Below are 21,928 nucleotides of genomic sequence, written 5' to 3' on the forward strand. Positions count from 1 at the left end.
AATGAGTTATCCGGTATTAGCCCCGGTTTCCCGGAGTTATCCCAGTCTTACAGGCAGGTTACCCACGTGTTACTCACCCGTCCGCCGCTGATTGATGGGAGCAAGCTCCCATCAATCCGCTCGACTTGCATGTATTAGGCACGCCGCCAGCGTTCGTCCTGAGCCAGGATCAAACTCTCCGATAAAAGTTTGAATAGCTCTTTAAAAATAAATCTAGAATTAACGTTGACGTATTGTCTTGTTTTGTTCAGTTTTCAAGGTTCAATGTGTAAGTGCTTCGTTTGAAGCGACTTGACCATCATATCAAGATTACAGTGTGTTTGTCAACAACTTTTTTCATGATGTTTTCAATCGTTGTTTCAAGTTGTTATGTGCTCGCTGCTCTCTTGCGACGGTTTTTAAAGTATATCAATCTATTAGATATACGTCAATACTTTCGAGAGAGTTTTTTGAAAAACTTCTAGTCTTTCTATTATATTCTACTCTTCTTTATGACCAAACATCCAAAACTTAGCCTTTCCACTGATGCCATCTAGTATCTTTCTTCTATATAGTAGCAACTATACCTATTTCATTCCCTCTATTAAATTTTCCAAACTAACAAAAAAACCCATTTTCATTCTTCTCTACAGAGAATGAAAATGGGTTTTAATTATTCTTTAATCGATCTTGATGATGTTTTCGTCGTTACGGTTTACTTTACCTGATTTCTCGATTGTTACTTGTTGACCTTCTTTAAGGTTCGTGAAGACAATCGGTGTCATAATAGATGGTGCGTTTTCTTTAATGTAGTCAAGATCCACTTCCAGTAATGGTTGACCCGCTTCTACCTGGTCGCCCTCTTTTACTAGCGCTTCGAATCCTTTACCTTCTAATTTAACCGTATCGATTCCGACATGGATCAGAACTTCACGGCCTGCTTTAGATTCAAGTCCGATGGCATGCTTCGTCGGGAATACGTTTACGACTTTACCTGTGATAGGAGAAACGATTGTTCCTTCTGTAGGTACGATCGCAAATCCGTCACCCATCATTTTCCCTGAAAATACTTGGTCAGGGACTTCCGTGATATCTTTCAATTCTCCAGTGATAGGAGCTACAAATTTTTCGTTCTTTTCTTCTTCAGTTGTTCGAAGTGCATCCGGGTTCACTTCTTCAATTTGCTGCTCAACTTCTTCATTAGCGCTTGTTTCTACTCTACGTGGAGCTTTTCCACGGATGATGTCTTGCATTTGTGATTTGATCGTGTCTGACTTAGGTCCGAAGATCGCTTGTATGTTGTCTCCAACTTCAAGTACTCCTGAAGCACCTAATTTTTTCAAACGATTTTTGTCGACACTCTTCACATCATTAACAGAAACACGAAGACGAGTGATACATGCGTCTAAGTGAGCGATGTTCTCTTGTCCACCCATTGCTTCAAGGATGTTGTATGGAAGGTCTCCAGCTGAACTTGCCGGTGATCCATCGTCATCTTCGTCTACATCTTCACGACCAGGAGTCATGAGATTGAATTTACGAATAGCGAAACGGAACCCGAAGTAGTAAATGACAGCAAATACTGCCCCTACCGGAATAACGATCCAGGCGTTTGTTTGTGGGTTGATCAATCCGAATAGGATGTAGTCAATTAAACCACCTGAGAATGTCATACCGATTTTAACGTCTAATAGATGCATGGTTAAGAAAGATAAACCTGCAAAGATTGTATGGATACCAAATAGTACTGGTGCTACGAATAAGAATGAGAATTCGATTGGTTCTGTGATACCTGTTAAGAATGATGTTAAAGCTGCCGAGCCCATGATACCTGCTACAACTGCTTTTCTTTCAGGTTTTGCTTCATGGTAGATCGCTAATGCCGCTGCCGGAAGACCGAACATCATGAATGGGAATTTACCAGTCATGAAGGTACCTGCAGTCAGATCTTGTACACCATCTTGAATCTGTTTCATAAAGATTGCCTGGTCCCCACGAATAATATTTCCTGCTTCTGAAGTATACGAACCAAACTCAAACCAGAATGGTGAGTAGAAAATATGGTGAAGTCCAAATGGTATGAGTGCACGTTCGATGACACCAAATATGAATGCAGCAAATGCTCTGTTTTCACCAAGCATAAAGTTAGAGAATGAATTAAGGCCATTTTGGATCGGTGGCCAGATTAATAACATCAATAGTCCTAATACAACAGCAGAAGCTGCCGTTGCAATTGGTACAAATCGTTTACCTGCAAAAAATCCCAGATATGAAGGAAGTTCGATCTGGAAGAAACGATTATACATAGCCGCAGCAAGTATTCCGACGATAATACCCCCGAATACCCCTGTTTGAAGTGTAGGAATTCCGAGAACAAGTGCGTATGCAGGGTCTACACCATCACCTGTTACATCCCCGATTCCCAGTCCTTCAACTGTTCCCATAGTTACGTTCATAATCAAGAAACCAACGATAGCCGCTAAACCAGCTACCCCTTCACCACCAGCTAATCCGATGGCTACACCCACTGCGAATAACAGGGCTAAGTTTCCAAAAATAATTCCACCTGCTTGCTCCATGACACTCGCGACCATTTCAACGCCGCCGTTTGAAAGGAATGGGGCAATTTCTAACAACGTCGGATTTTGCAGTGCATTACCGAATGCAAGCAGAAGTCCGGCTGCTGGCAAGATAGCTACAGGCAGCATGAGGGCTTTACCGACTTTTTGTAAAACACCAAAAGCCTTTTTAAACATGAAGTTTCCTCCTTATATTTCGTTCTTTTTTTCAACTAATTAGATGATGATTGCAAACAAAAAAGGCATGAGAAAAGAGGATAATGAACGTATAAGGATAGACTACCCCAAAATATACGTTTCAATCATCTTCTTCACTCATGCCTGATCGTATCAGTAACACGTAAGAAAGATAAGTGCTTTATTTAACCTTATTCTGAATACGCTGCAAATGCATGGTTAAATATACAGCCTCAGCATCGTAGACAGGTTTTTGTAATGTTTGCTGCATCATCTTGATCAGCTTCCATGATAAATTATAGCAGAGAGGGTATTCCTCTTTCAACAGTTTTGCAATTTTTTCTGGTTCTTCTACGCGTTCTTCCCTAAGTACCCGCTCTATCGTATATCGAATGTGGCGCACAAGCCTCATATAATCGACGCTTTCCTTATTAATTTTCACATCCAGCTGTTGTTCGATCATCCCGGTTAGGCGACCAATCAACTGGGAGTGTTGATTCACTTCAGACAGATCCTTATTCATCATGGCACTATGGATATGAAGGGCAATAAACCCAATTTCCCCCTCAGGTAAATGAACATCGGTCATTTCATTGATCATGCCAACCACTTCTCTGGCAATTTCGTATTCGAATGGATATAGCGTCCTCGTTTCTACCAGAAACGGATTTCGGATTTCCATCCCTCTCATCAATCGGTTAATCGCAAAAAGGATATGGTCGGTCAGGGCGATGTGAATATGCTCATTTAGAAAAGAGTTGGTTCTTTTTCTAATTAACTCGATGGCAGAAATGATGACGTTTGACATATCATCATTTAAGAAAGGAAGAAGATTTTTATACTGCTCCTGTTCTTTCTCTCCTTTTAATACAAACATTTTTTCTGCAATATCATTCCGAATGGGATCTCCTTTTTTACGGTTGAACCCTATCCCTTTCCCGATCAGCACAACTTCACCGTAGCTCTCGTGATCTGCAATTAATACATTGTTATTCAACGCTTTCTTCACATTTAAAGTAGACATCGTCATTCTCCCTATAATTTCGACCGATTTCGACACTATCCGATTCCATGATTTTAACGAAAACCTATTCTTTTTTCAATTCATATTTCCCATATACATGTATCTTCTCTAGAGCTCCCCCCATTTCCTCTATTTATGTTTCACTCTTTTCCCTTATAAAATAAGAAAAAGCTGATCTGCGGGAGACCAGCTTAAGAATTTTATGTTTTAAACTAAGAAGATAAAATACAGAACGAAGATAACAAACAAGAAATACATGATCGGATGGATTTCCTTTACGCGACCTTTCATGATCATCGTAATAGGGTAAAAGATAAATCCGATGGCGATACCCGTAGCGATGCTGTACGTTAATGGCATGGCTACGATCGTTAAGAATGCTGGCACAGCTACCTCAAACTTCTTCCAATCAATTTCTCCCAAAGATGAAACCATGAGCACCCCTACAATGATCAATGCCGGTGCTGTCACTGCCGATGTAATGACGGCAAGCAGCGGGAAGAAGAAAATCGAGAGTAAGAATAAGACTGCCGTTACCACTGACGCAAATCCTGTTCTCGCTCCTGCTGCTACCCCTGCTGAAGATTCGATATAAGACGTGGTCGTTGAAGTCCCTAAGATCGCTCCTACCACTGTTGCACAAGAGTCAGCGAATAGTGCTTTACCAGCTCGCGGTAATTTATTTTCCTTCATTAATCCTGCCTGATTGGCTACCGCTACAAGGGTACCTGCCGTATCGAAGAAATCAACGAATAAGAATGTTAGAATCACAACAAGCATTTGTATTGTAAATATACTGCCTGCATCATTGAACAGTGGATCTAATGCTGCTCCAAACGTAGGAGCAAGACTTGGTGCTGCGTCTACTACTTTTTCAGGCGTGTCGATTAACCCAACGATCATTCCGACGATTGCCGTTACAACCATCCCAATGAATATACCGCCTTTAACGCCTCTTGTCATCAGAATGACGGTGATGATGATTCCGAAAATGGCGAGAAGAGTGGAGCCATTTGTTAAATCTCCAAGACCCACTAATACTGCATCGTTGTTCACAATGATCCCTGCATTTTGAAATCCGATAAAGGTAATGAAAAGTCCAATACCCGCTCCCACGGCATATTTCAACTCCGCAGGGATCGAGTTAATAATTTTTTCCCGAATACCCGACAGTGTGAGTACGATGAAAATCAATCCTGAAATTAACACACCAGTTAATGCCGATTGCCACGGTACACCCATTGTCAATACTACTGTGTATGCGAAGAATGCGTTTAATCCCATACCTGGAGCTAAGGCTATTGGATATTTTGCAATGAGCCCCATAATCAAGGAACCAATGGCAGCCGCTAAAGCCGTAGCGACGAATACTGCACCGTAATCCATTCTCATGCTATCCGGAAGATCCGGTACCGATTGAAGGGTTAACGTCAATGGGTTGACGATCAGAATATAAGCCATTGAAAGAAACGTCGTTAATCCCCCGATGATTTCCCTTCTATACGTCGTTCCTAACTGGTCAAACTGAAAGAAATTTTTCATTCTTGTACTCCTCCTATAGAGTCGTCGCAGAATCCAGCATTTCAATAAAAAAGCCTCGAACTACCAGAGTTCAAGGCTTTGACTGTTAAGATCATGATGAATAGGTAAATGGTGAATTGTTCAACAGTCCTATTCTCAATCACCTCGTAGTCAAGCCATTTACGGTAGCTTGGTAGAAACGCTCGGGCCTTATTCCCGAAATTATACGACGTAATACTTTTATTATGTTTTGATATGATTACAGTACTATTGTACCAACTCAAAACATGACCGTCAACACAAAATACGAACATTATTTACTGAAATTTATATTAATGTTCGTTTTATACACAAAATGACAGGCACTCCCGTTTTTTGTCGAATTCTAAGAATCGACCTTCGACGGGAAATGCCTGTCACCTATCTGTACAAGAATCTATAAATTTCTATTCCCACTCAATCGTTGCAGGTGGCTTACTCGTCACATCATACACAACGCGGTTGATATGATCGACTTCGTTTACGATACGTGTTGAGATTTTCTCTAGTACATCCCAAGGAATACGGGCCCAGTCGGAAGTCATACCGTCAATGGATGTCACGGCACGGATTCCAATCGTATAGTCATACGTTCTGGCATCCCCCATCACTCCGACACTTCGGATGTCAGGCAAAACAGTGAAGTATTGCCAAATGTCACGATCAAGTCCCGCTTTCTTGATTTCATCACGCAGGATGTAATCAGATTCACGAACGATCTCAAGCTTCTGCTCAGAAATTTCACCAAGCACACGAATTCCAAGACCCGGTCCCGGGAATGGTTGACGCCATACGATTTCATCAGGAATACCCAGTTCAGATCCTAATGCACGCACTTCATCTTTGAATAATGTGTTCAATGGCTCAATAAGTGTGAACTGCATGTCTTCAGGCAGTCCACCAACATTGTGGTGAGATTTGATCGTCTGAGCAGTGGCTGTTCCACTTTCAATGATGTCTGTATATAAAGTACCTTGTGCAAGATACTCGATACCTTTAAGCTTAGTCGCTTCATCATCAAACACGTAAATAAATTCATTCCCGATGATTTTACGTTTTTGCTCAGGGTCAGAGACACCTTTTAATTTATTTAAGAAACGGTCTTGCGCATCCACTTTAATGACGTTCATGTTAAAACCGTCAGCGAAAGTTTTCATTACGCTGTCTGCTTCACCTTTTCGAAGAAGGCCGTGATCGACGAAAATACAAGTTAATTGATCGCCGATTGCTTTATGGATCAACACAGCAACAACAGAAGAATCCACTCCTCCGCTTAATGCGCAAAGGACTTTTTTGTCTCCAACTGTTTGACGGATCTTCTCCATTTCCATTTCAATGAAATTCTCCATGGACCAGTCACCTGCACACCCACACACTTCGAATACGAAGTTTTTCAGCATTTCATTTCCGTGCACAGAGTGACGTACCTCGGGGTGGAATTGAACTGCATATAATCCTTTTTCTTCGTTACTCATGGAAGCAATCGGACAAGAAGGATTCGTTGCGTTCACATCAAAGCCTGCGGGAGCTTCCACGACAAGATCTCCATGACTCATCCATACGACTTGCTCTTCAGGCAGATTGGAGAATAACTTAGATTGTTTTTCTACATTGATAGCCGCTTTTCCGTATTCACGGTGCTTCGCGCGTTCCACTTTTCCGCCGAAGTGCATAGTCATAAGCTGCATACCGTAGCAGATTCCCAAAATCGGAATGTCCAGATCAAAGATGCGCTCGTCGCAACGGAATGAGTCTTCACCGTAGACACTGTTCGGTCCCCCGGAGAATATGATCCCTGTTGGATTAATTTTCTGAATTTCTTCAAGAGTAACTGTATGCGGGTGGAGCTCACTATAAACACCAAACTCACGAATTCTTCGCGTGATTAATTGATTGTATTGACTACCAAAGTCCAAAACGACGATCATTTCTTGATTGTGCAATTCTTCTTTACCAAGCATTCAGTTCACCTCATCAGTTTTTATAGGTCAGGACGTACTCCATCCTTATAGTACTTGTTGTTGTTAGCATTCCTTAAAAAATAAAAAAAACCAGACTTCGCCTTAAAAAAAAGGCAGAATTCTAGTTTTTTGCATACAGGGATGTCAAATTAGAACACTGCCTTCATAGTCCAGTCATTTAAGGTGACCGGGTAGATACTTTCGAACCGTATTATCGAGGATATACGAAGGATGCTAACGAACGTTATTATGAATTTGACATCATTTTATACCTTGTTTTCAAAAGGGTCAACCAGTTGTCCTTTTAATTAAATTTTCCCATAATTCCCTCATCTCCGACCAATCTTCTTCCGTTTGCCTCTGACCATATAAAATACGTTCATAATTATTGGTCAGGCTCGTCATTTCATGGGTACCAAAGAATGAGTCAATATATCGCGAATAGCCCCTTAACGTTTGCCCGTCATCCATTTTCAGTCCGTATCTCTCAAGCTGTTTGATTAAGGAAAGATAGGCTTCTGAAAACAAGCCATCTGATGATTTTCTGCGATAATAGAAAATCAGGACATACGGTATCCACCGTCTTCTTACGATGTACAAAGCAATTCCCATGATAATAAAGAGCATGAGTCCCATGACAAGCTTGCCCCAGTTTTCCACAAAGAATGTTTGAATATCATCCCAAAGCTTCGACAGAGAAAAACCACTTCCATTTGCTAGTGAATCATCTTCTTCAGGTTGAATCGGCTGTTTCGGTGTTTCCTCTTTCTCAGGAACAGGGACTTCGCTGTTATCCGGCTCAGGTACATCCAGGTCATATTGATACGATACGTTATTACTGAATCCAACAGTAGGCTCGAACGGCACCCATCCTACTTCCGGGAAGAATACCTCCACCCAGGAGTGAGCATTATTATTGGAAACTTCATACAGCTTATACGTCGTATCCACTTGTCTACTGTATTCCCCTTCTGTATATCCCTTTGCCCATCTTGCCGGGATGCCAAGTGCCCGGACTAACACGACCATAGAAGTGGAGAAGTTATCACAGTACCCTCTCTGGGTTTCAAATAGGAACTGATCGACATAATCCTGCCCTTCTTCAGGCACCGGCACGTCAAATTGGTCGTACACATAAGCTTCTTTCGAAAAATAGTTTTCGATCGCCCTAACTTTGTCATACCAATTATCTTCTTCCGATGTAATCTCTAAAGCTAGGTCCTTCACACGCTGGGGAGTCGTTTCAGGAAGTTGTGTATAGCGGTCCACAAATTCAGGAGTCTGCATGATTTCCTGACTTTCGTTCGCTGCTTTCATCTTCTTCTGAGAATAGGAAGGTGAGCGGTAGGAAAGTTCATAATCCTCTAAATTAATGATTTCGTCTTCCTCTTCATAACTTGTAACCTTTTCGTTTACGGGATCAAAGGAGAAATAGCCTTCTTCATTTCCGATTATTCTTTCTATCCCATACGGATAGACAACATGGGAATAGGTTCGTTCCACCATTACCCTCTCTGTTTCCACTTCCCGTTCTCCATCCGGTTCGTTGGTTGTGAAGGGAACCATTTCCTCTGATTCAAAGGGGGTGGCAGCCTGCTGGTCATCAGAAATGGATTGCTCCCAGCCCTTGCCTGTATATAGATCCTTCGTTTCAATTCTCCAGTAGTGTTCTCTCGTTACTTCAGCATTAAAAATGACAGTAGGATCACCGACAAAGGGTCCCCCAAGCTGAGAATCATCTGCATCATAACCTACTTTGTTCACGCCACTGCCACCGGCTCCTTCCGCAAAGGATTGAATATAAGGCACCGGATCCGGCCAGATAGGATCTGCCTTAGGGGCTGCAAAAGCAACAACTGAACTCACCCCAAGCATAACCGTAAGCGGCACAATCCAGCGGTGCCTGCTCATCTTGGATCCAAGATGATTTTCCCTTTGAACCACACGTTCGAGAGCCAACAATCCCATTAACAGGAAGCCGAAAATGACGACTCGGATAATCGCCCGATCCCCTTCATAAATCGTGAACGTATCTATCAGACAAATATAGGTCACGGTCATCACATAAAAGAGGAGAATCGTCTTCCTGACCGATAACCAGTAATAAAGCAAATATGTCATCAGCCATAGTAAAACGAAGAACAATAAACTTCTGTACTCGAACGAAAGACTTGGCCATTCACGCCCAACTGTCATACCGATATTCAGCCATAAGTCTCTCCCAAAATTCTCTAACCATGCAAAGGTAAGAAAAGAACCTGAATAATACAATCCATGTAACGCAAACAAAATAAAGAATAGCTTAACTGCCGCTGTCAGGAAATAGTGAATCCTGAAATAGGACAGGACAAGTGATAAAGCAATAAATACCACAAAATACGTCAAACTCCCTGTATCTGTCACCACCTGAAGGGGCTTCAGCCATTCCCATAGGAGCAGAAACCCAAACAAGTAGATCATAATCGCAAAGAATCGGTGTTTAGGTGTTTCATGACTCATGCTCGTTTCACCTCCATAAAGACAGAAGAGAAGTCACCTTCAAAGCATACCTTCAGTCGAATACCACGGGACGAGGCGTAAGCTTTCAACGATTTCTCCTCGGCCGTATAGGCTTCCCCTGTACGCTTCACCAAAAAAATCACAACCGAACTGTTCCGCTTTGCATACTGATTCACACCCATGATCATCTTTTTTGAAACAGACGAAGTGACAAACAGTACAGCTGCGGATTGGGAGTAATTCAACCCTTCCCCCTGCAGTACTTTTCCTAAAGCGTAAGGGCTATCCTGTCTGACCTTCGCCAGATGATAGAATAGCTGACTTTGATGTTCTTCACCGCCCCGAATCGGAAAGGATACATGATCTTCCCCAATCGAGACAAGTCCAACTTGCGCCCCTTTTTTCAAGATGGAACGAATCATCGAAGCCGACAATGTCACCATCGATTCAAAGGCAGGAGAGTCCTCCCGATCCAATACAATCAGCACATCATGGGATTGACGTTCCTCAAACTCCTTCGTCATCAACTCATTGGTTCTGGCAAAGGTCTTCCAATGGATCCACGAGAAGCGATCCCCCGGTTGATAATCACGTATACCCGTTGCCATCGTCGTGTCCTTCTGAATCTTCACATTTGAAGTGGTCATCCCTTGATCATAGCGATTTTCCAGGGGTCTGTATGGAACATCCACGAACGCCGGATATACAAGAAGTTTATTGGTACAATCGACAACTGCTTCCTTTTCAAATATGCCAAAGAAATCACCGGAACGGAGCCGTACAGCAGAGAAAACATGCTCTCCACGGGGCAGTTCCTCTATGTAATACGTGAGCGTGATTCGTTTTCTGAATCCAGGGTGAATCATCGCTTTCGCCTTTTGAAAACTGGAATGGTGAAAAACGGAATCTGTTACCACATCCTCTAACACCATATAAAATAAAGGAAATGGAATTTTTCTTGAAAGGGTTATCGTCACCTTTAACTCATCCCCCGCTTTGTACTCATTTGATTCGAAACTCCTTTCTACATAAAACTCAGAAAGAGGATATAAGAATACAGAAGCAGCATAAAAGGCGAATGGCAGAAAGCTATAGAATAAAAACCAGCTGACAAATCCCCCTTGGAACATCGCGTAAGAAAACGAGATCCCCACTAAAATGAGCAGCAGCAGAAACTTCCCAAATGGTTTAAGAAATTGAAGTTTCGTCTTCATCTTATCTTACAAGCCTTTGTACGGGAACCGGGATACGCGCCATCACTCTTTCCACCACTTCTTCCGGTGTGATACCCTCATATCTCGCTTCAGATTTCATGATGATTCGGTGGGATAAAACAAAGGGTGCCAAGTATTGAACGTCATCGGGAACCACATAATCCCTGCCTCTTAAGAAGGCATATGCCTGACATGCCTTCATTAACGCAATGGACCCACGTGGACTTGCTCCCAAGTAAACATTGGCATGAATCCTTGTACGATTCGCAATTTCTACAATGTATTTCTTGATCGTGTCATCGACTACTACATCTTTCACTTCCCCTTGAATATATCTCAGTTCCTCCAAAGTCATTACAGACTCCAACTCATCGATCGGCGGGTTTTTCTGAGCGCGATGAAGAACCTCCATCTCTTCTTCCGGTTCAGGATATCCCATTTTCATCTTTAATAAGAAGCGATCAAGCTGCGCTTCCGGTAGAGGATATGTCCCTTCATACTCAATCGGATTCTGGGTCGCCATTACGAAGAATGGTTTATCAAGCTTCCGTGTCATCCCATCGATCGTCACGCTGCTCTCTTCCATGCCCTCAAGTAGTGCGGACTGGGTCTTCGGTGACGTCCGGTTAATTTCATCCGCCAGAATAATGTTCCCCATGATCGGACCCGGCCTGAATGTGAATTCCATTTCCTTCGGGTTATAAATCGACACACCTATTACATCTGAAGGCAATAAATCCGGTGTGAACTGAATGCGTTTAAAGCTCGCCCCCACCGACTTCGCCAGTGCACGAACCATCATCGTTTTCCCCACACCGGGCACGTCCTCAAGCAACACATGCCCACCGGCCAGAAGTGAAACGACACTCAGTTCCGCTACCTTCCTCTTTCCAATCATGACTTTTTCTATATTATCAATGATACTTTGCAGCTTCGGGTTTACCATTTCATGTGACATCTTACCCCTCCTGGATACATCAATTTCGTCCTTAACTATTATTACTTTCGTTTAAAAAGTCGAAAATCCTCTATAAAATGGCAAATTCATATAGAAATTTTAGGGATTTGGTAGGATATAAGTACCTCGCCGGTCTGTCACAGTTGTATTTTTGTCGAATGTCAATGAACGCAAACAAATTAAAAAGCCAACCCCACACATGCTGAGAGTTGGCTTAATCCATTCTTATTTCCAAAAATTATCAAACACCGTAACGGGCAAATGACGTTTATGCTGTGTTTTTAAGTAATGACCTTCGATAGCTTTCTTTGCTTCAAGAGGCACTTCTTTTCCTTCCAAATAATCGTCCAGCTGATCGTATGTGACACCAAGGGCTTCCTCATCCGGAAGTTGCGGACGGTCTTCCTCAAGGTCTGCCGTTGGTTTCTTATTGTATAAGTGTTCCGGACAACCAAGTTCTCTTAAGAGTTTCTTCCCTTGTCGTTTATTCAGACGGAAAAGGGGAACGAGGTCTGCCGCTCCATCACCGTATTTCGTATAAAAGCCGGTAACTGCTTCAGCAGAATGGTCGGTACCCAGTACAACTCCATTCTTCATGGCCGCAATAGCAAATTGAACCTTCATCCGTTCACGTGCCTTTTCGTTTCCTTTGACAAAGTCGGAAAGCTCGATGCCGTTTTTCTTCAGAGTTTCGACGCTGGCATCGACTGCCGGCTGGATATTAACCGTCAAAGAAACGGTCGGGTTAATGAATTCCACTGCATCAATGGCGTCCTCGGCATCTCCCTGCTCACCGTAGGGAAGTCTCACCGCGTAAAAAGCATAATCCGATAACCCTGATTCCTGGTTCATCTCGTTGATAGCCAACTGAGCAAGTTTTCCTAATAAAGTGGAATCCTGACCACCTGAAATGCCAAGGACCAAGCTTTTCAAAAATGAATGCTTTTTCAAATACGATTTCATAAAATCAACACTTCGATGAATTTCTTCCTGCGGATCGATTTCCGGGGATACCATCATTTCTTCTACAATTTGTTTTTGAAGAGAATCCATGTTTTCACACTCCATGATTAAGTTTTGTCATTGTTATTGGAACTAATTAATTTACCCATCTTTTATCGCGATTACATCGTTTCGTTGAATTTCTCTTTTACCTTTGCCTTAACCTTTTGAATCAGATTCATTTTGTTTGTCCAGCATTCTTCGCTTAAATCCACAGGATATCCCTCTGGGTTCATGGAACGTTTATACTCGTCCCACAACAGGTCGAGGTTTTCATTCACAAAGGATCTCATTGATTCAAGTGAAGGAGATTGGTAAACGAGCTCCCCATCTTTAAAAATATCCTCGTGGAGCTCTCTCGCTTCGAAGTTAGTAATGAATTTACTGATATAGGTGTGCACTGGATGAAACATTTTCAGTCGGCTTTCATTTTGAGGATTTTCATGCTCTAAGGCAATATATTCCCCTTCTGATTTATGATTAACCGTATTGATGATACGATAAACCTTTTTAAGTCCAGGAGTTGAAACTTTCTCAGCATTACTGGATATTTTAATTGTATCTTCCATTTCTCCCAATTCGTTTTCAATGGAAGCGAGTTTATATACAGCACCTAAAGCTGGTTGATCATAGGCAGTTATTAGCTTCGTCCCCACTCCCCACACATCGATCCGGGCTCCTTGGGCTTTTAAATTCAGAATCGTATATTCATCCAGATCATTTGAAGCAATGATCTTTGTTTCTGTAAAACCTGCTTCATCAAGCATATTACGGGCTTTCTTGGATAAGTAAGCCATATCACCGCTGTCCAAACGAATACCCTTGAAATTAATCCGGTCTCCAAGCTCTTTTGCTACCTGGATGGCCGTGGGTACACCCGATTTCAATGTATCGTAGGTATCCACTAAAAACACACAGTCCTTATGGCTCTCAGCATATTTATGGAACGCCTGATAATCATCCTGATATGCCTGTACCATTGAATGGGCATGGGTACCTGATACCGGCATCCCAAATAACTTACCCGCCCGAACATTACTTGTAGCATCAAATCCGCCAATATAAGCCGCACGCGTCCCCCAAATGGCCGCATCCAGCTCATGGGCCCTTCTCGTCCCAAACTCCATCACGACTTCATCCTGGACCACTTGCTTAATTCGATTCGCCTTCGTCGCAATCAGGGTTTGATAGTTCACGATATTTAAGATCGCCGTCTCAAGTATCTGAGCTTGAGCCAAGGGAGCCTCGACACGGATAAGAGGAACATTCCCGAACGCAATCTCCCCTTCCTGCATCGAACGTATCGTCCCCGTAAATCGAAGGTCCGCTAAGTACTGAAGGAACTCCTCTTCATAACCCAATTCTCTTAAATACTCAATATCACTCTCAGAGAAATGAAACTTTTTCACATATTCAATGATCCGTTCAAGCCCGGCAAACACCGCATATCCATTCCCAAAAGGCAGCTTTCGAAAGAACACTTCAAAAACAGCCTTTCGATTATGGAAATCATCATCCCAATACGCCTTTGTCATATTAATCTGATACAAATCTGTATGTAAAGCTAAACTATCATCCGCATAGTGCGTCATGTATTTCTCTCCTTTAAGCTGTAGCCATTTGTCGAACATATTATGTCTTTTCTATTTTAACCAATTTTGGGTGGGATATCGAATGTTTAGGGTTGAAAATAACTGACATGGGGTGCATGTCAGTTATTTCGTATACATGATCTTAGATTTAAGTTTGATTTAAACAAACGTATGATTAAATTCAATTCATCTAGTGATCTTAATGTATTTTCTGTAACTTTTTTACTTGATAATAATTCTGCGAGAAATTTTTGACTATCTTTAGGGAGATTAGAAAAAACACCGATTTTCTTCATGTTTTTTTCTAATTCTTTAAGTTGTTAAATGAAATAATAAATTTTTTTGCCTATTGAGTACTGGAGTCTATTAACATGAGATAATACTTCCATTATTTTCAGAAGGTCGTTATCATCAATTGTATTAGTCTTTAAAATATGATTATCATAATAATGAGTATAGCTATTAGCGTTTTCAACAAATTCTTCTTGTAATTCTCCAATCTCTTTAAGAAGTTGTGCCCCTTCTAACGAAACATTACTCTGTTTGTTAAATTCATTTGCAGGAACATAAAAATATTACATTAAACTTTAAGAACCAACCATTTTTAACCCAGATGGATTTATTGCACCTTGGATAGCACCCCTAGCTACATCAGTTGTATCTGAAAGAGTACGGGCATTTTTAAGTACTTTAAAATCATGCGCGGCTTTTAAATTTAATCGTACCGGCATGTGCATCAACAAGGTTATTAAAATATCCAGAAGTGCTCTGTCCTAATCCTACTTTTACACCATTTAGAACAAGTGATGAAAAGAAAGTCCCATTAAGTTTAAAGTCAACCCCGGGTTACCACTCTTTCCAGTTCCTTGAAAAGGATTTCATCCGTTCCATTCCCCCGAAACCCATTAGGCGTCCATCCATTCATTCCCTGTCTTGATTTTCCTTCCCAGGATTCCCTTCCCATTGGAATTGTTGAGAATCCCAAGGGCTTCCTTCCCACGAATCACCCGTCCATGGATTTCCTTCCCACGGTTTGATGGTGGCACTTGCATATATAGGCAAGGAGAATGATTGGAAAAGAACGATGAGTAGAGCCAACAGTACAAAAACCTTTTTGGTCAGTCGTTCAATCATCGTTCCATTTCCTTTCTATGCATAAGGTTTTATGCTTTACTCAAGGATGAATTTTTCATACAAAATCACTCTAGTATCGCATTACCCATCATTCAGCTGCAGAGTTGTATTTGTTTTTAATAGCTTCTTTTAAAGACTCAATTTCCTTTTTATTGGTTTCTTTCATATCACTTAATATCTCATAGTGAGAACTCTCAATAAGTTTCGTGACTTTAGTAGACCTTTTTTTCAACTCTTTTTCTTGATCTAAGTTAATTTTTTTTTGTTCTCTTAGAAGAGAAAGTATTTCGCTAATTCTGATCATTTGGTCATCTTTAGCGAAATTCCAATCATTCGAGTATTTCATAATATCAAGCTCATTATCTAGTCGCTTACCCTCAGCATCAATCATAGCATTGCCTTTCCACTCTTCCCATCTCAGCAAGATTTCTTGAGCTCTATCAAATTCAGATGATAACTGTTCTTTGTTTCCAACAGTGGTATAAATACCATTCGATGCCTGTGCTACATTTAGCAATTGTTTGTGTGCCTCTGCATCAACGTTAAACCCAATAACGTTAATTATTGGTGAAACATTTGAATCGGCAAATTCCTCTGCTACTTTTACCGGATTCCCCTCACAAGTTTCAATCCCATCACTTACTAAATATATTAAATTAGTATTGGTTTTTTGATCATATTTTTTAAATGATTCGAATGATTCTTTTAAACTGTCGGCGATTGGTGTCCATCCACTAGGCTGAAAATGGTCCAACGCCTTATTAAATTCTTCAGATTGATAATTTTTAAAACCGTAAACCTGTTCAATAGCGGAGCAAGATTTTTCTTTATCCTTTTCATCACCTGTCCCTTTATGGCCATATACCCTTAAAGATATGTTGACTTCTTCAGGCAAGGTGGAAACAAACTCATTGATGACTTCCTTTGCTAACTCCATCTGCGTCTTCCCACCAACTGTTGCTCCCATACTGCCACTAGAATCCAATATTATTTCAACATTATAATTCTCTTTAAACTGATATTTAGGATCTTGAAGATATGAGCTACCAAACATTGAAAACTCCCATTTTTTCACTAAATCTTCTGGATTCTGAAAATCATTTGCTGACAAAGAATAGATATACCTAAAATACTTGTCGTACTCTTCTTCACTTGGAGTTTCTGGAAGCGGAGGAATATCCTCAATTTCATTATTAACTTTTTCAGTTACTCCTTCTTGAAATACAGTTTTGTTGGCAAACTTGCCAGGTGGTTGATTTATCACTTCAAGTGTATTTTTGGGTATATCAGGAAGTTCTTCGAAGTATCCGCTATCACTTAATGATGATAATTTTCCTTGATTATCTTTCTCTTCAACCTTTTCTTTTGGTGCACTATTCTTTTTAGCATCACTGTTATTATCATTTTCACTACACCCTATTAATAAGAGAGAAACAGTGAGAAAGAGAATGATAGTTTTGATTCTCATAGGCTGATCTCTACCCCCAGACATAATAATTTCTTAATTTTCATCCTTCTCCAATTTGGCCGATCATCGTTTTAATTTTGTTTAGTACAGTTTTTCCAATTGACGTATCATTTGAAAACGCCTGTGAAATAACCCCAACCAAAATAACCACTACAGTATAATTATCACTGATAGCAGTCAACGTCAATCCGACAAGGGTTTTGTCGAATTTTGTCTGTTACAAATGGTCTATTTTATAAAATTGTCCATAGTTAAAAATAGGTATTTTGAATAATTACAAAGTTACATTTGATTTTACAACTAGTATTCAAATCTTTCAGTGGTATTTTTCAGGTGTTTTATTACAAGTATTAAAATTGGTAGGTAATTGGATTCATTTGTGTGTGAAGTGTGAAAGTTTCCTCGTGTTATTTTTGATTGAATTTTCCGAATTCAATTACAGGTATCCCTATAATTGAAAGAGCCACCCGTTCATGCCGGATGGCTCTTTTCTGCGTTGCTATAGTTGATTTACCAAAATTTCCAGAAGCTCTTCCATACTCATAACAGCTTCTCCCCCACCTTGAACGAACGATTCCTTTCCCCCGCCTTTCCCATTGATCATCGGAAAGACCTTTTGGGCGCTCTCTCTTAAGTTGACCTTCGGTGAGGAGCCCTTCGCCGCTACGAGCTGAAGCTTTTGATCATTTTGTACAACTAATAACACAATCGTTTCTTCTCTCTTAGTGGCGATATGCTGTGCGATTTTTTGAAGTTCTTGTATGGAGCGGTCAGAGTAAGCTTTTTTGATTAATGTATAGCCTTCTTTTGGAGTTCCCTCCCCAATTAATCCTTCTGCCTCATACGCTAATAGAACCTCTTTCAACCCTTCCAATGCCCTCTCTTGTTCTTTTTGCTTTGCCAGCAGTCTTTCGACGATCGGTACCATGTTTTCTTCCGGTGCCTGCAGCACACCGGTGAGCTCTTTCAGTAGTCCATGCTTACGGTGTAATTGATTCAGTACACGGTCCCCGCATACAAACTGCAAGCGGATATGACCTTTATGCTTCTCCCAATCCAAAATCTTGATTGCCCCGACTTCACTCGTAGAATGAGGATGTGTACCTCCACATCCGTTGTAGTCAAAATCCGGTATGATCACTAATCGGATATCGTCGGTGACGGAGGGATGTTTTCGTAGTGGATAGTTCGAAAGTTCCACTTCCTTAATCCATTTCGTCTCGATCTGCCTGCTTTCCCGAATAATCTGATTGGCCAGCGCCTCTGCTTTCACAGCGTCTGACTCCTTGATTTCACTTACATGTAAGTCGATGGTCAAAATCTCTTTCCCGAGGTGAAAGCTGATCGTCTCATATTGGGACGCTTCTGCAAATGCGGCAGACAGAATATGCTGACCGGCGTGCTGCTGCATATGATCAAAGCGGCGCTCCCAATCGATTTGTCCCTCGAAGACCCCTGAGATATCCTCGAACGGTTCTTCTATGTAATGACGGATTTCTCCGTTCACTTCTTCTACATTGATAACCCGCTTGTCCTTTAATGTTCCCGTATCATGGGGCTGACCACCGCCTGTTGGATAGAAAAGTGTTTGTTCTAATAAGACGTACCAGCCTGTATCATCCTGCTGTTGATCCTGTATGGATGTTTGAATGGTTTTCATATAGGCGTCTTGATAGTATTGTTTGACTGTCATCGGTAACCCTCTTTCTGAACTATTCTATCCATACTTTATCATATTCGGAATGAATAGAACCATTTCAGTCCCTTTGATTCTTCTCAATGGATATCGGTACCGTCCTACTTGTTCCCAAGGAATTTCACATCGCTTTTCGAATTCTTCCTTTGCCCTTTCGCCTCCTTCAATGACCCGTTCTACCAGCGTTCTTAGCTTCATGGTTGAGTGATTCATGTAATCACCTGCTTTGGTTTAGTAAGAAAGTAGAAGTCACATGGAGCATACATAGTACGGATGTCTTTTTATCATACCTTTTACCTATCAGATGAATTTTCAAACGCTTCAACCTCTTGGAAAGCAAAAAAAGTGGTCACTCTTTGGGAATGACCACTTTAGCCTGGTTTGGCTTTAATAGAAAAACCGTTACCCGACTTTTGAGAACGACTATTGTACATTCTTTACTTTAAGTTCGTTTATTTTTATCTAAAGTCCAAGGGGGGAAGACTAGCTTATGATTATAGAGAGAACTGAATACTTTTCACCGCTGTTCCCAATTTCTCATTTAACATTTTTAATTCTAGCCATCTACTAGAGACCTCTTTGAATTTACCTTCATCCGCTTGATCTAGTGACTCATCTATATGGAAATTCAAATAATTCAACTGAAGTTCCAGGTCTAATTCTGAATATAGTAAGCCTTGTGAATTATAATGATCTAAGTCTTCGACTGCTATATAAAAACAGTCATAGTTGATCTCAACTAAGACATACCATCCATTAACCTCGTTATATGTACGTTCATTCAGAATTCTAATGATATCGGTCTGATTGATTTTTACGAAATCTGAATGTTGCTTGTCAGGACAAAAACAGTCAATTTGATGCAGGAATGAATTTACTGCAATAAAATGGTTAACCATCCATATTCCTCCCTTCCGACGTGAAATTTATCGTATGGTCCATTCATTAAACTTCTTGTTCATTTAAAACGGGAACTGCGGTATTATCTAACCCACAGCAAGGACAGTGGTCCCCATCAATGACATATTCATCTTCACCAAATTCATGCGTATTAATATAAAAACACCATTGGCAAATAATAAAGTCGATTATTCTTCTCCTGCCTTCCTAACATCTACCTTCTCAAAATATGTATCTTTTTAGTTCAATAAAAGAAGTACTTGAACTTGATAAAGAGGGGTATAGCAAGGTCAAGTACGCAGGATAAAATGAGAACTATTATCATTTACAGTATAAGTGATAATGATTCTCATTGTCAAATAGAAAATGAGTTTTTTTGTATTGGAAAAAACTTATTTGTTAACATTAAATTAATTAGCTGACTCCAAAGGAAGAGTGAAGGCAATCGGCGGCAACTTTATGCTCTGGAGCATAGTGAGAGATTTAATGACATTGTGGTGGATTTTTCAGAAGATACTAGTGATTATTACCTAAAATAATAATAAAAGGACTCACAATCAATTATGAAATCAGCTTCCTTCAGGTTCTACGTCGCCCTAAACACCCTTGCTTTCAGCTAACGACTACAACGACCTTCACCGTTCGGGACTTTACCTCTAAAGCGTGTGCACATGCTGGGCACACCAAAAAAGAGAGAATAGAAGATCTACTCTCTCTTAAAATAACCCAAGTAAGGGAATTATAGATTCTCTCCATTCGAACTGATGACATCTTTATACCAAAAGAAAGATTTCTTCCTTTTTCTTTCCAAGGTTCCACTTCCGTCATCATGCTTGTCAACGTAAATGAAGCCATATCTCTTTGAGTATTCTCCTGTCGAGGCACTAACTAAGTCGATACAACCCCATGATGTATAGCCAATTAGATTGACACCATCTTCAATTGCTTCTCCCATGGCTTTGATATGGTCATGTAAATAATCAATACGATAATCGTCATTAATACTACCGTTTTCTTCCACTTTATCGTATGCTCCTAGTCCGTTTTCAACGACCATTAAAGGTTTTTGATAACGGTCATATAACTCATTCAATGCAATACGGAGACCAGTCGGGTCAATCTCCCAACCCCAATCACTTGCTTTAAGGAATGGGTTTTTAACTCCACCAATGAGATTTCCTTCGCCAACCTCTTCTGGTGTTTTATGTTTTTTATCTGTTCTTGACATATAATAACTGAATGAAATAAAATCTACCGTTCCTTCTCTGATTGTGTCTAGATCACCTTCATGCATATCAATTTCAATGTTGTTCTCTTTGAAGATTCGTTTCATGAACGTTGGATATTCTCCTCGAACTTGCACATCTCCGCAGAAGAAATTAAAGATTCTTCCTTCTTCTAAAGCGTACATCACGTTTTCTGGATTGCAATCATATGAGTATGTCGGCGCGTAAATCAGCATACAACCAATTTGTGAATTAGGAATGATTTTATGTCCGAGTTTTACGGCAATGGCACTTGCTACAAATTGATTATGCAGTCCTTGGAAGCTCTCTTGAAGACGTGTTTCCTCACTTGTTACTGAAAACCCTAGCCCAAACAACGGGAAGTGTGTAGCACCATTAATTTCATTAAACGTTAACCAATACTTCACTTTATGACTATAGCGATTGAATATGACTGTAACATAGCGCTCGAAAAATTCAATCAGCTTACGGTTTTTCCATCCACCATATTCTTTTATCAAATGTAATGGTGTTTCGTAGTGTGCAATTGTCACCAACGGCTCGATTCCGTGCTTATGAAGCTCATCAAATACTCGGTCATAAAAAGCCAAGCCCTCTTCATTCGGTTCAAGCTCGTCACCCTTAGGGAAAATTCGGCTCCAGGCAATACTCATCCGGAACACTTTGAATCCCATTTCAGCAAACAAAGCGATATCTTCCTTGTACCGGTGATAAAAATCAATCGCTTCATGATTTGGGTAAGTATATTTCTCTGTATCTACTTCAAAATCAAACCCAGGCTGAGATAGAAGCTTTAGACGTACTTTCCCCCCAGGCAAGACATCTGCAAGGTTCGGCCCTTTGCCTCCTTCATTGTATCCACCTTCTAATTGATTGGCAGCTGTCGCCCCGCCCCATAAAAAGTTCTCAGGAAAATGATATGTTTTATCCATACTATT

General features: G+C 40.8%; 16 protein-coding genes, 1 rRNA gene and 2 riboswitches. All 17 genes read right to left on the reverse strand.

All coding sequences use genetic code 11. The annotated features are described in order from the left end of the window. Nucleotides 1-185: ribosomal RNA gene (locus tag F0342_RS20895) — 16S ribosomal RNA — on the reverse strand; the annotation flags it as partial. Between the two features lie 474 nt (nt 186-659). Beyond that, on the reverse strand, nt 660-2,735 hold the full coding sequence (gene ptsG / locus F0342_RS20900; RefSeq protein WP_149157768.1) for a glucose-specific PTS transporter subunit IIBC: 2,076 nt from the start codon (nt 2,733-2,735) through the stop codon (nt 660-662). Nucleotides 2,736-2,916: 181 nt separating this feature from the next. Beyond that, nucleotides 2,917-3,759, reverse strand: coding sequence for a glucose PTS transporter transcription antiterminator GlcT (gene glcT, locus F0342_RS20905; RefSeq protein WP_149157769.1), 843 nt, complete (start codon nt 3,757-3,759; stop codon nt 2,917-2,919). 207 nt (nt 3,760-3,966) lie between these two features. Next, entirely contained in the window at nt 3,967-5,301 is a 1,335-nt protein-coding gene (locus F0342_RS20910) for an NCS2 family permease (protein ID WP_149157770.1), read from the reverse strand. 127 nt (nt 5,302-5,428) lie between these two features. Then, a riboswitch (purine riboswitch) is annotated at nt 5,429-5,530 on the reverse strand. Nucleotides 5,531-5,726: 196 nt separating this feature from the next. Next, nucleotides 5,727-7,280, reverse strand: a complete 1,554-nt coding sequence (gene guaA / locus F0342_RS20915) for a glutamine-hydrolyzing GMP synthase (RefSeq protein WP_149157771.1) — start codon at nt 7,278-7,280, stop codon at nt 5,727-5,729. Nucleotides 7,281-7,426: 146 nt separating this feature from the next. Then, nucleotides 7,427-7,528: riboswitch (purine riboswitch) on the reverse strand. A gap of 40 nt (nt 7,529-7,568) precedes the next feature. Beyond that, on the reverse strand, nt 7,569-9,779 hold the full coding sequence (locus F0342_RS20920; protein WP_149157772.1) for a transglutaminase TgpA family protein: 2,211 nt from the start codon (nt 9,777-9,779) through the stop codon (nt 7,569-7,571). Then, a complete protein-coding gene (locus F0342_RS20925; RefSeq protein WP_149157773.1) occupies nt 9,776-10,993 on the reverse strand; it encodes a DUF58 domain-containing protein in 1,218 nt (405 codons plus the stop codon). Before F0342_RS20925 ends, F0342_RS20920 begins: the two co-directional genes overlap by 4 nt. Nucleotide 10,994: 1 nt before the next feature. After that, nucleotides 10,995-11,951 (reverse strand): AAA family ATPase, encoded by a 957-nt coding sequence (locus tag F0342_RS20930; RefSeq protein ID WP_149157774.1) that lies wholly within the window; start codon nt 11,949-11,951, stop codon nt 10,995-10,997. 225 nt (nt 11,952-12,176) lie between these two features. Continuing rightward, nucleotides 12,177-13,004, reverse strand: coding sequence for an ammonia-dependent NAD(+) synthetase (nadE, locus tag F0342_RS20935; protein ID WP_149157775.1), 828 nt, complete (start codon nt 13,002-13,004; stop codon nt 12,177-12,179). A 71-nt stretch (nt 13,005-13,075) separates the two neighbouring features. Further along, nucleotides 13,076-14,545 carry a nicotinate phosphoribosyltransferase gene (locus F0342_RS20940; protein WP_149157776.1) on the reverse strand — a complete coding sequence of 490 codons (1,470 nt, stop codon included), beginning with the start codon at nt 14,543-14,545 and terminating at the stop codon, nt 13,076-13,078. 587 nt (nt 14,546-15,132) lie between these two features. Further along, nucleotides 15,133-15,276: a hypothetical protein gene (locus F0342_RS25055; RefSeq protein ID WP_188048644.1), complete on the reverse strand. Its 144-nt coding sequence runs from the start codon at nt 15,274-15,276 to the stop codon at nt 15,133-15,135. 190 nt (nt 15,277-15,466) lie between these two features. After that, nucleotides 15,467-15,679: a hypothetical protein gene (locus F0342_RS20945; protein WP_149157777.1), complete on the reverse strand. Its 213-nt coding sequence runs from the start codon at nt 15,677-15,679 to the stop codon at nt 15,467-15,469. A gap of 88 nt (nt 15,680-15,767) precedes the next feature. Next, nucleotides 15,768-17,147 carry a VWA domain-containing protein gene (locus tag F0342_RS20950; RefSeq protein ID WP_188048645.1) on the reverse strand — a complete coding sequence of 460 codons (1,380 nt, stop codon included), beginning with the start codon at nt 17,145-17,147 and terminating at the stop codon, nt 15,768-15,770. A gap of 499 nt (nt 17,148-17,646) precedes the next feature. Continuing rightward, entirely contained in the window at nt 17,647-18,840 is a 1,194-nt protein-coding gene (locus tag F0342_RS20955) for an alanyl-tRNA editing protein (RefSeq protein ID WP_149157779.1), read from the reverse strand. A gap of 24 nt (nt 18,841-18,864) precedes the next feature. After that, complete coding sequence (locus tag F0342_RS20960) at nt 18,865-19,056, reverse strand: hypothetical protein (protein ID WP_149157780.1); 192 nt, start codon at nt 19,054-19,056, stop codon at nt 18,865-18,867. A 281-nt stretch (nt 19,057-19,337) separates the two neighbouring features. Next, complete coding sequence (locus F0342_RS20965) at nt 19,338-19,742, reverse strand: hypothetical protein (RefSeq protein WP_149157781.1); 405 nt, start codon at nt 19,740-19,742, stop codon at nt 19,338-19,340. Between the two features lie 740 nt (nt 19,743-20,482). Further along, nucleotides 20,483-21,922, reverse strand: a complete 1,440-nt coding sequence (locus F0342_RS20970) for a glycoside hydrolase family 1 protein (protein WP_149157782.1) — start codon at nt 21,920-21,922, stop codon at nt 20,483-20,485. Nucleotides 21,923-21,928 lie beyond the last annotated feature (6 nt).

Source organism: Bacillus sp. CH30_1T (assembly GCF_008364765.1).
Taxonomy (GTDB): domain Bacteria; phylum Bacillota; class Bacilli; order Bacillales; family Bacillaceae_B; genus Rossellomorea.

Coding starts and splice junctions, on each gene's coding strand:
- ptsG (WP_149157768.1), bottom strand. CDS start 2,735: ATGTTTAAAAAGGCTTTTGGTGTTTTACAAAAAGTCGGTAAAGCCCTC.
- glcT (WP_149157769.1), bottom strand. CDS start 3,759: ATGTCTACTTTAAATGTGAAGAAAGCGTTGAATAACAATGTATTAATT.
- F0342_RS20910 (WP_149157770.1), bottom strand. CDS start 5,301: ATGAAAAATTTCTTTCAGTTTGACCAGTTAGGAACGACGTATAGAAGG.
- guaA (WP_149157771.1), bottom strand. CDS start 7,280: ATGCTTGGTAAAGAAGAATTGCACAATCAAGAAATGATCGTCGTTTTG.
- F0342_RS20920 (WP_149157772.1), bottom strand. CDS start 9,779: ATGAGTCATGAAACACCTAAACACCGATTCTTTGCGATTATGATCTAC.
- F0342_RS20925 (WP_149157773.1), bottom strand. CDS start 10,993: ATGAAGACGAAACTTCAATTTCTTAAACCATTTGGGAAGTTTCTGCTG.
- F0342_RS20930 (WP_149157774.1), bottom strand. CDS start 11,951: ATGTCACATGAAATGGTAAACCCGAAGCTGCAAAGTATCATTGATAAT.
- nadE (WP_149157775.1), bottom strand. CDS start 13,004: ATGGATTCTCTTCAAAAACAAATTGTAGAAGAAATGATGGTATCCCCG.
- F0342_RS20940 (WP_149157776.1), bottom strand. CDS start 14,545: ATGACGCACTATGCGGATGATAGTTTAGCTTTACATACAGATTTGTAT.
- F0342_RS25055 (WP_188048644.1), bottom strand. CDS start 15,276: ATGCCGGTACGATTAAATTTAAAAGCCGCGCATGATTTTAAAGTACTT.
- F0342_RS20945 (WP_149157777.1), bottom strand. CDS start 15,679: ATGATTGAACGACTGACCAAAAAGGTTTTTGTACTGTTGGCTCTACTC.
- F0342_RS20950 (WP_188048645.1), bottom strand. CDS start 17,147: ATGAGAATCAAAACTATCATTCTCTTTCTCACTGTTTCTCTCTTATTA.
- F0342_RS20955 (WP_149157779.1), bottom strand. CDS start 18,840: ATGACAGTCAAACAATACTATCAAGACGCCTATATGAAAACCATTCAA.
- F0342_RS20960 (WP_149157780.1), bottom strand. CDS start 19,056: ATGAATCACTCAACCATGAAGCTAAGAACGCTGGTAGAACGGGTCATT.
- F0342_RS20965 (WP_149157781.1), bottom strand. CDS start 19,742: ATGGTTAACCATTTTATTGCAGTAAATTCATTCCTGCATCAAATTGAC.
- F0342_RS20970 (WP_149157782.1), bottom strand. CDS start 21,922: ATGGATAAAACATATCATTTTCCTGAGAACTTTTTATGGGGCGGGGCG.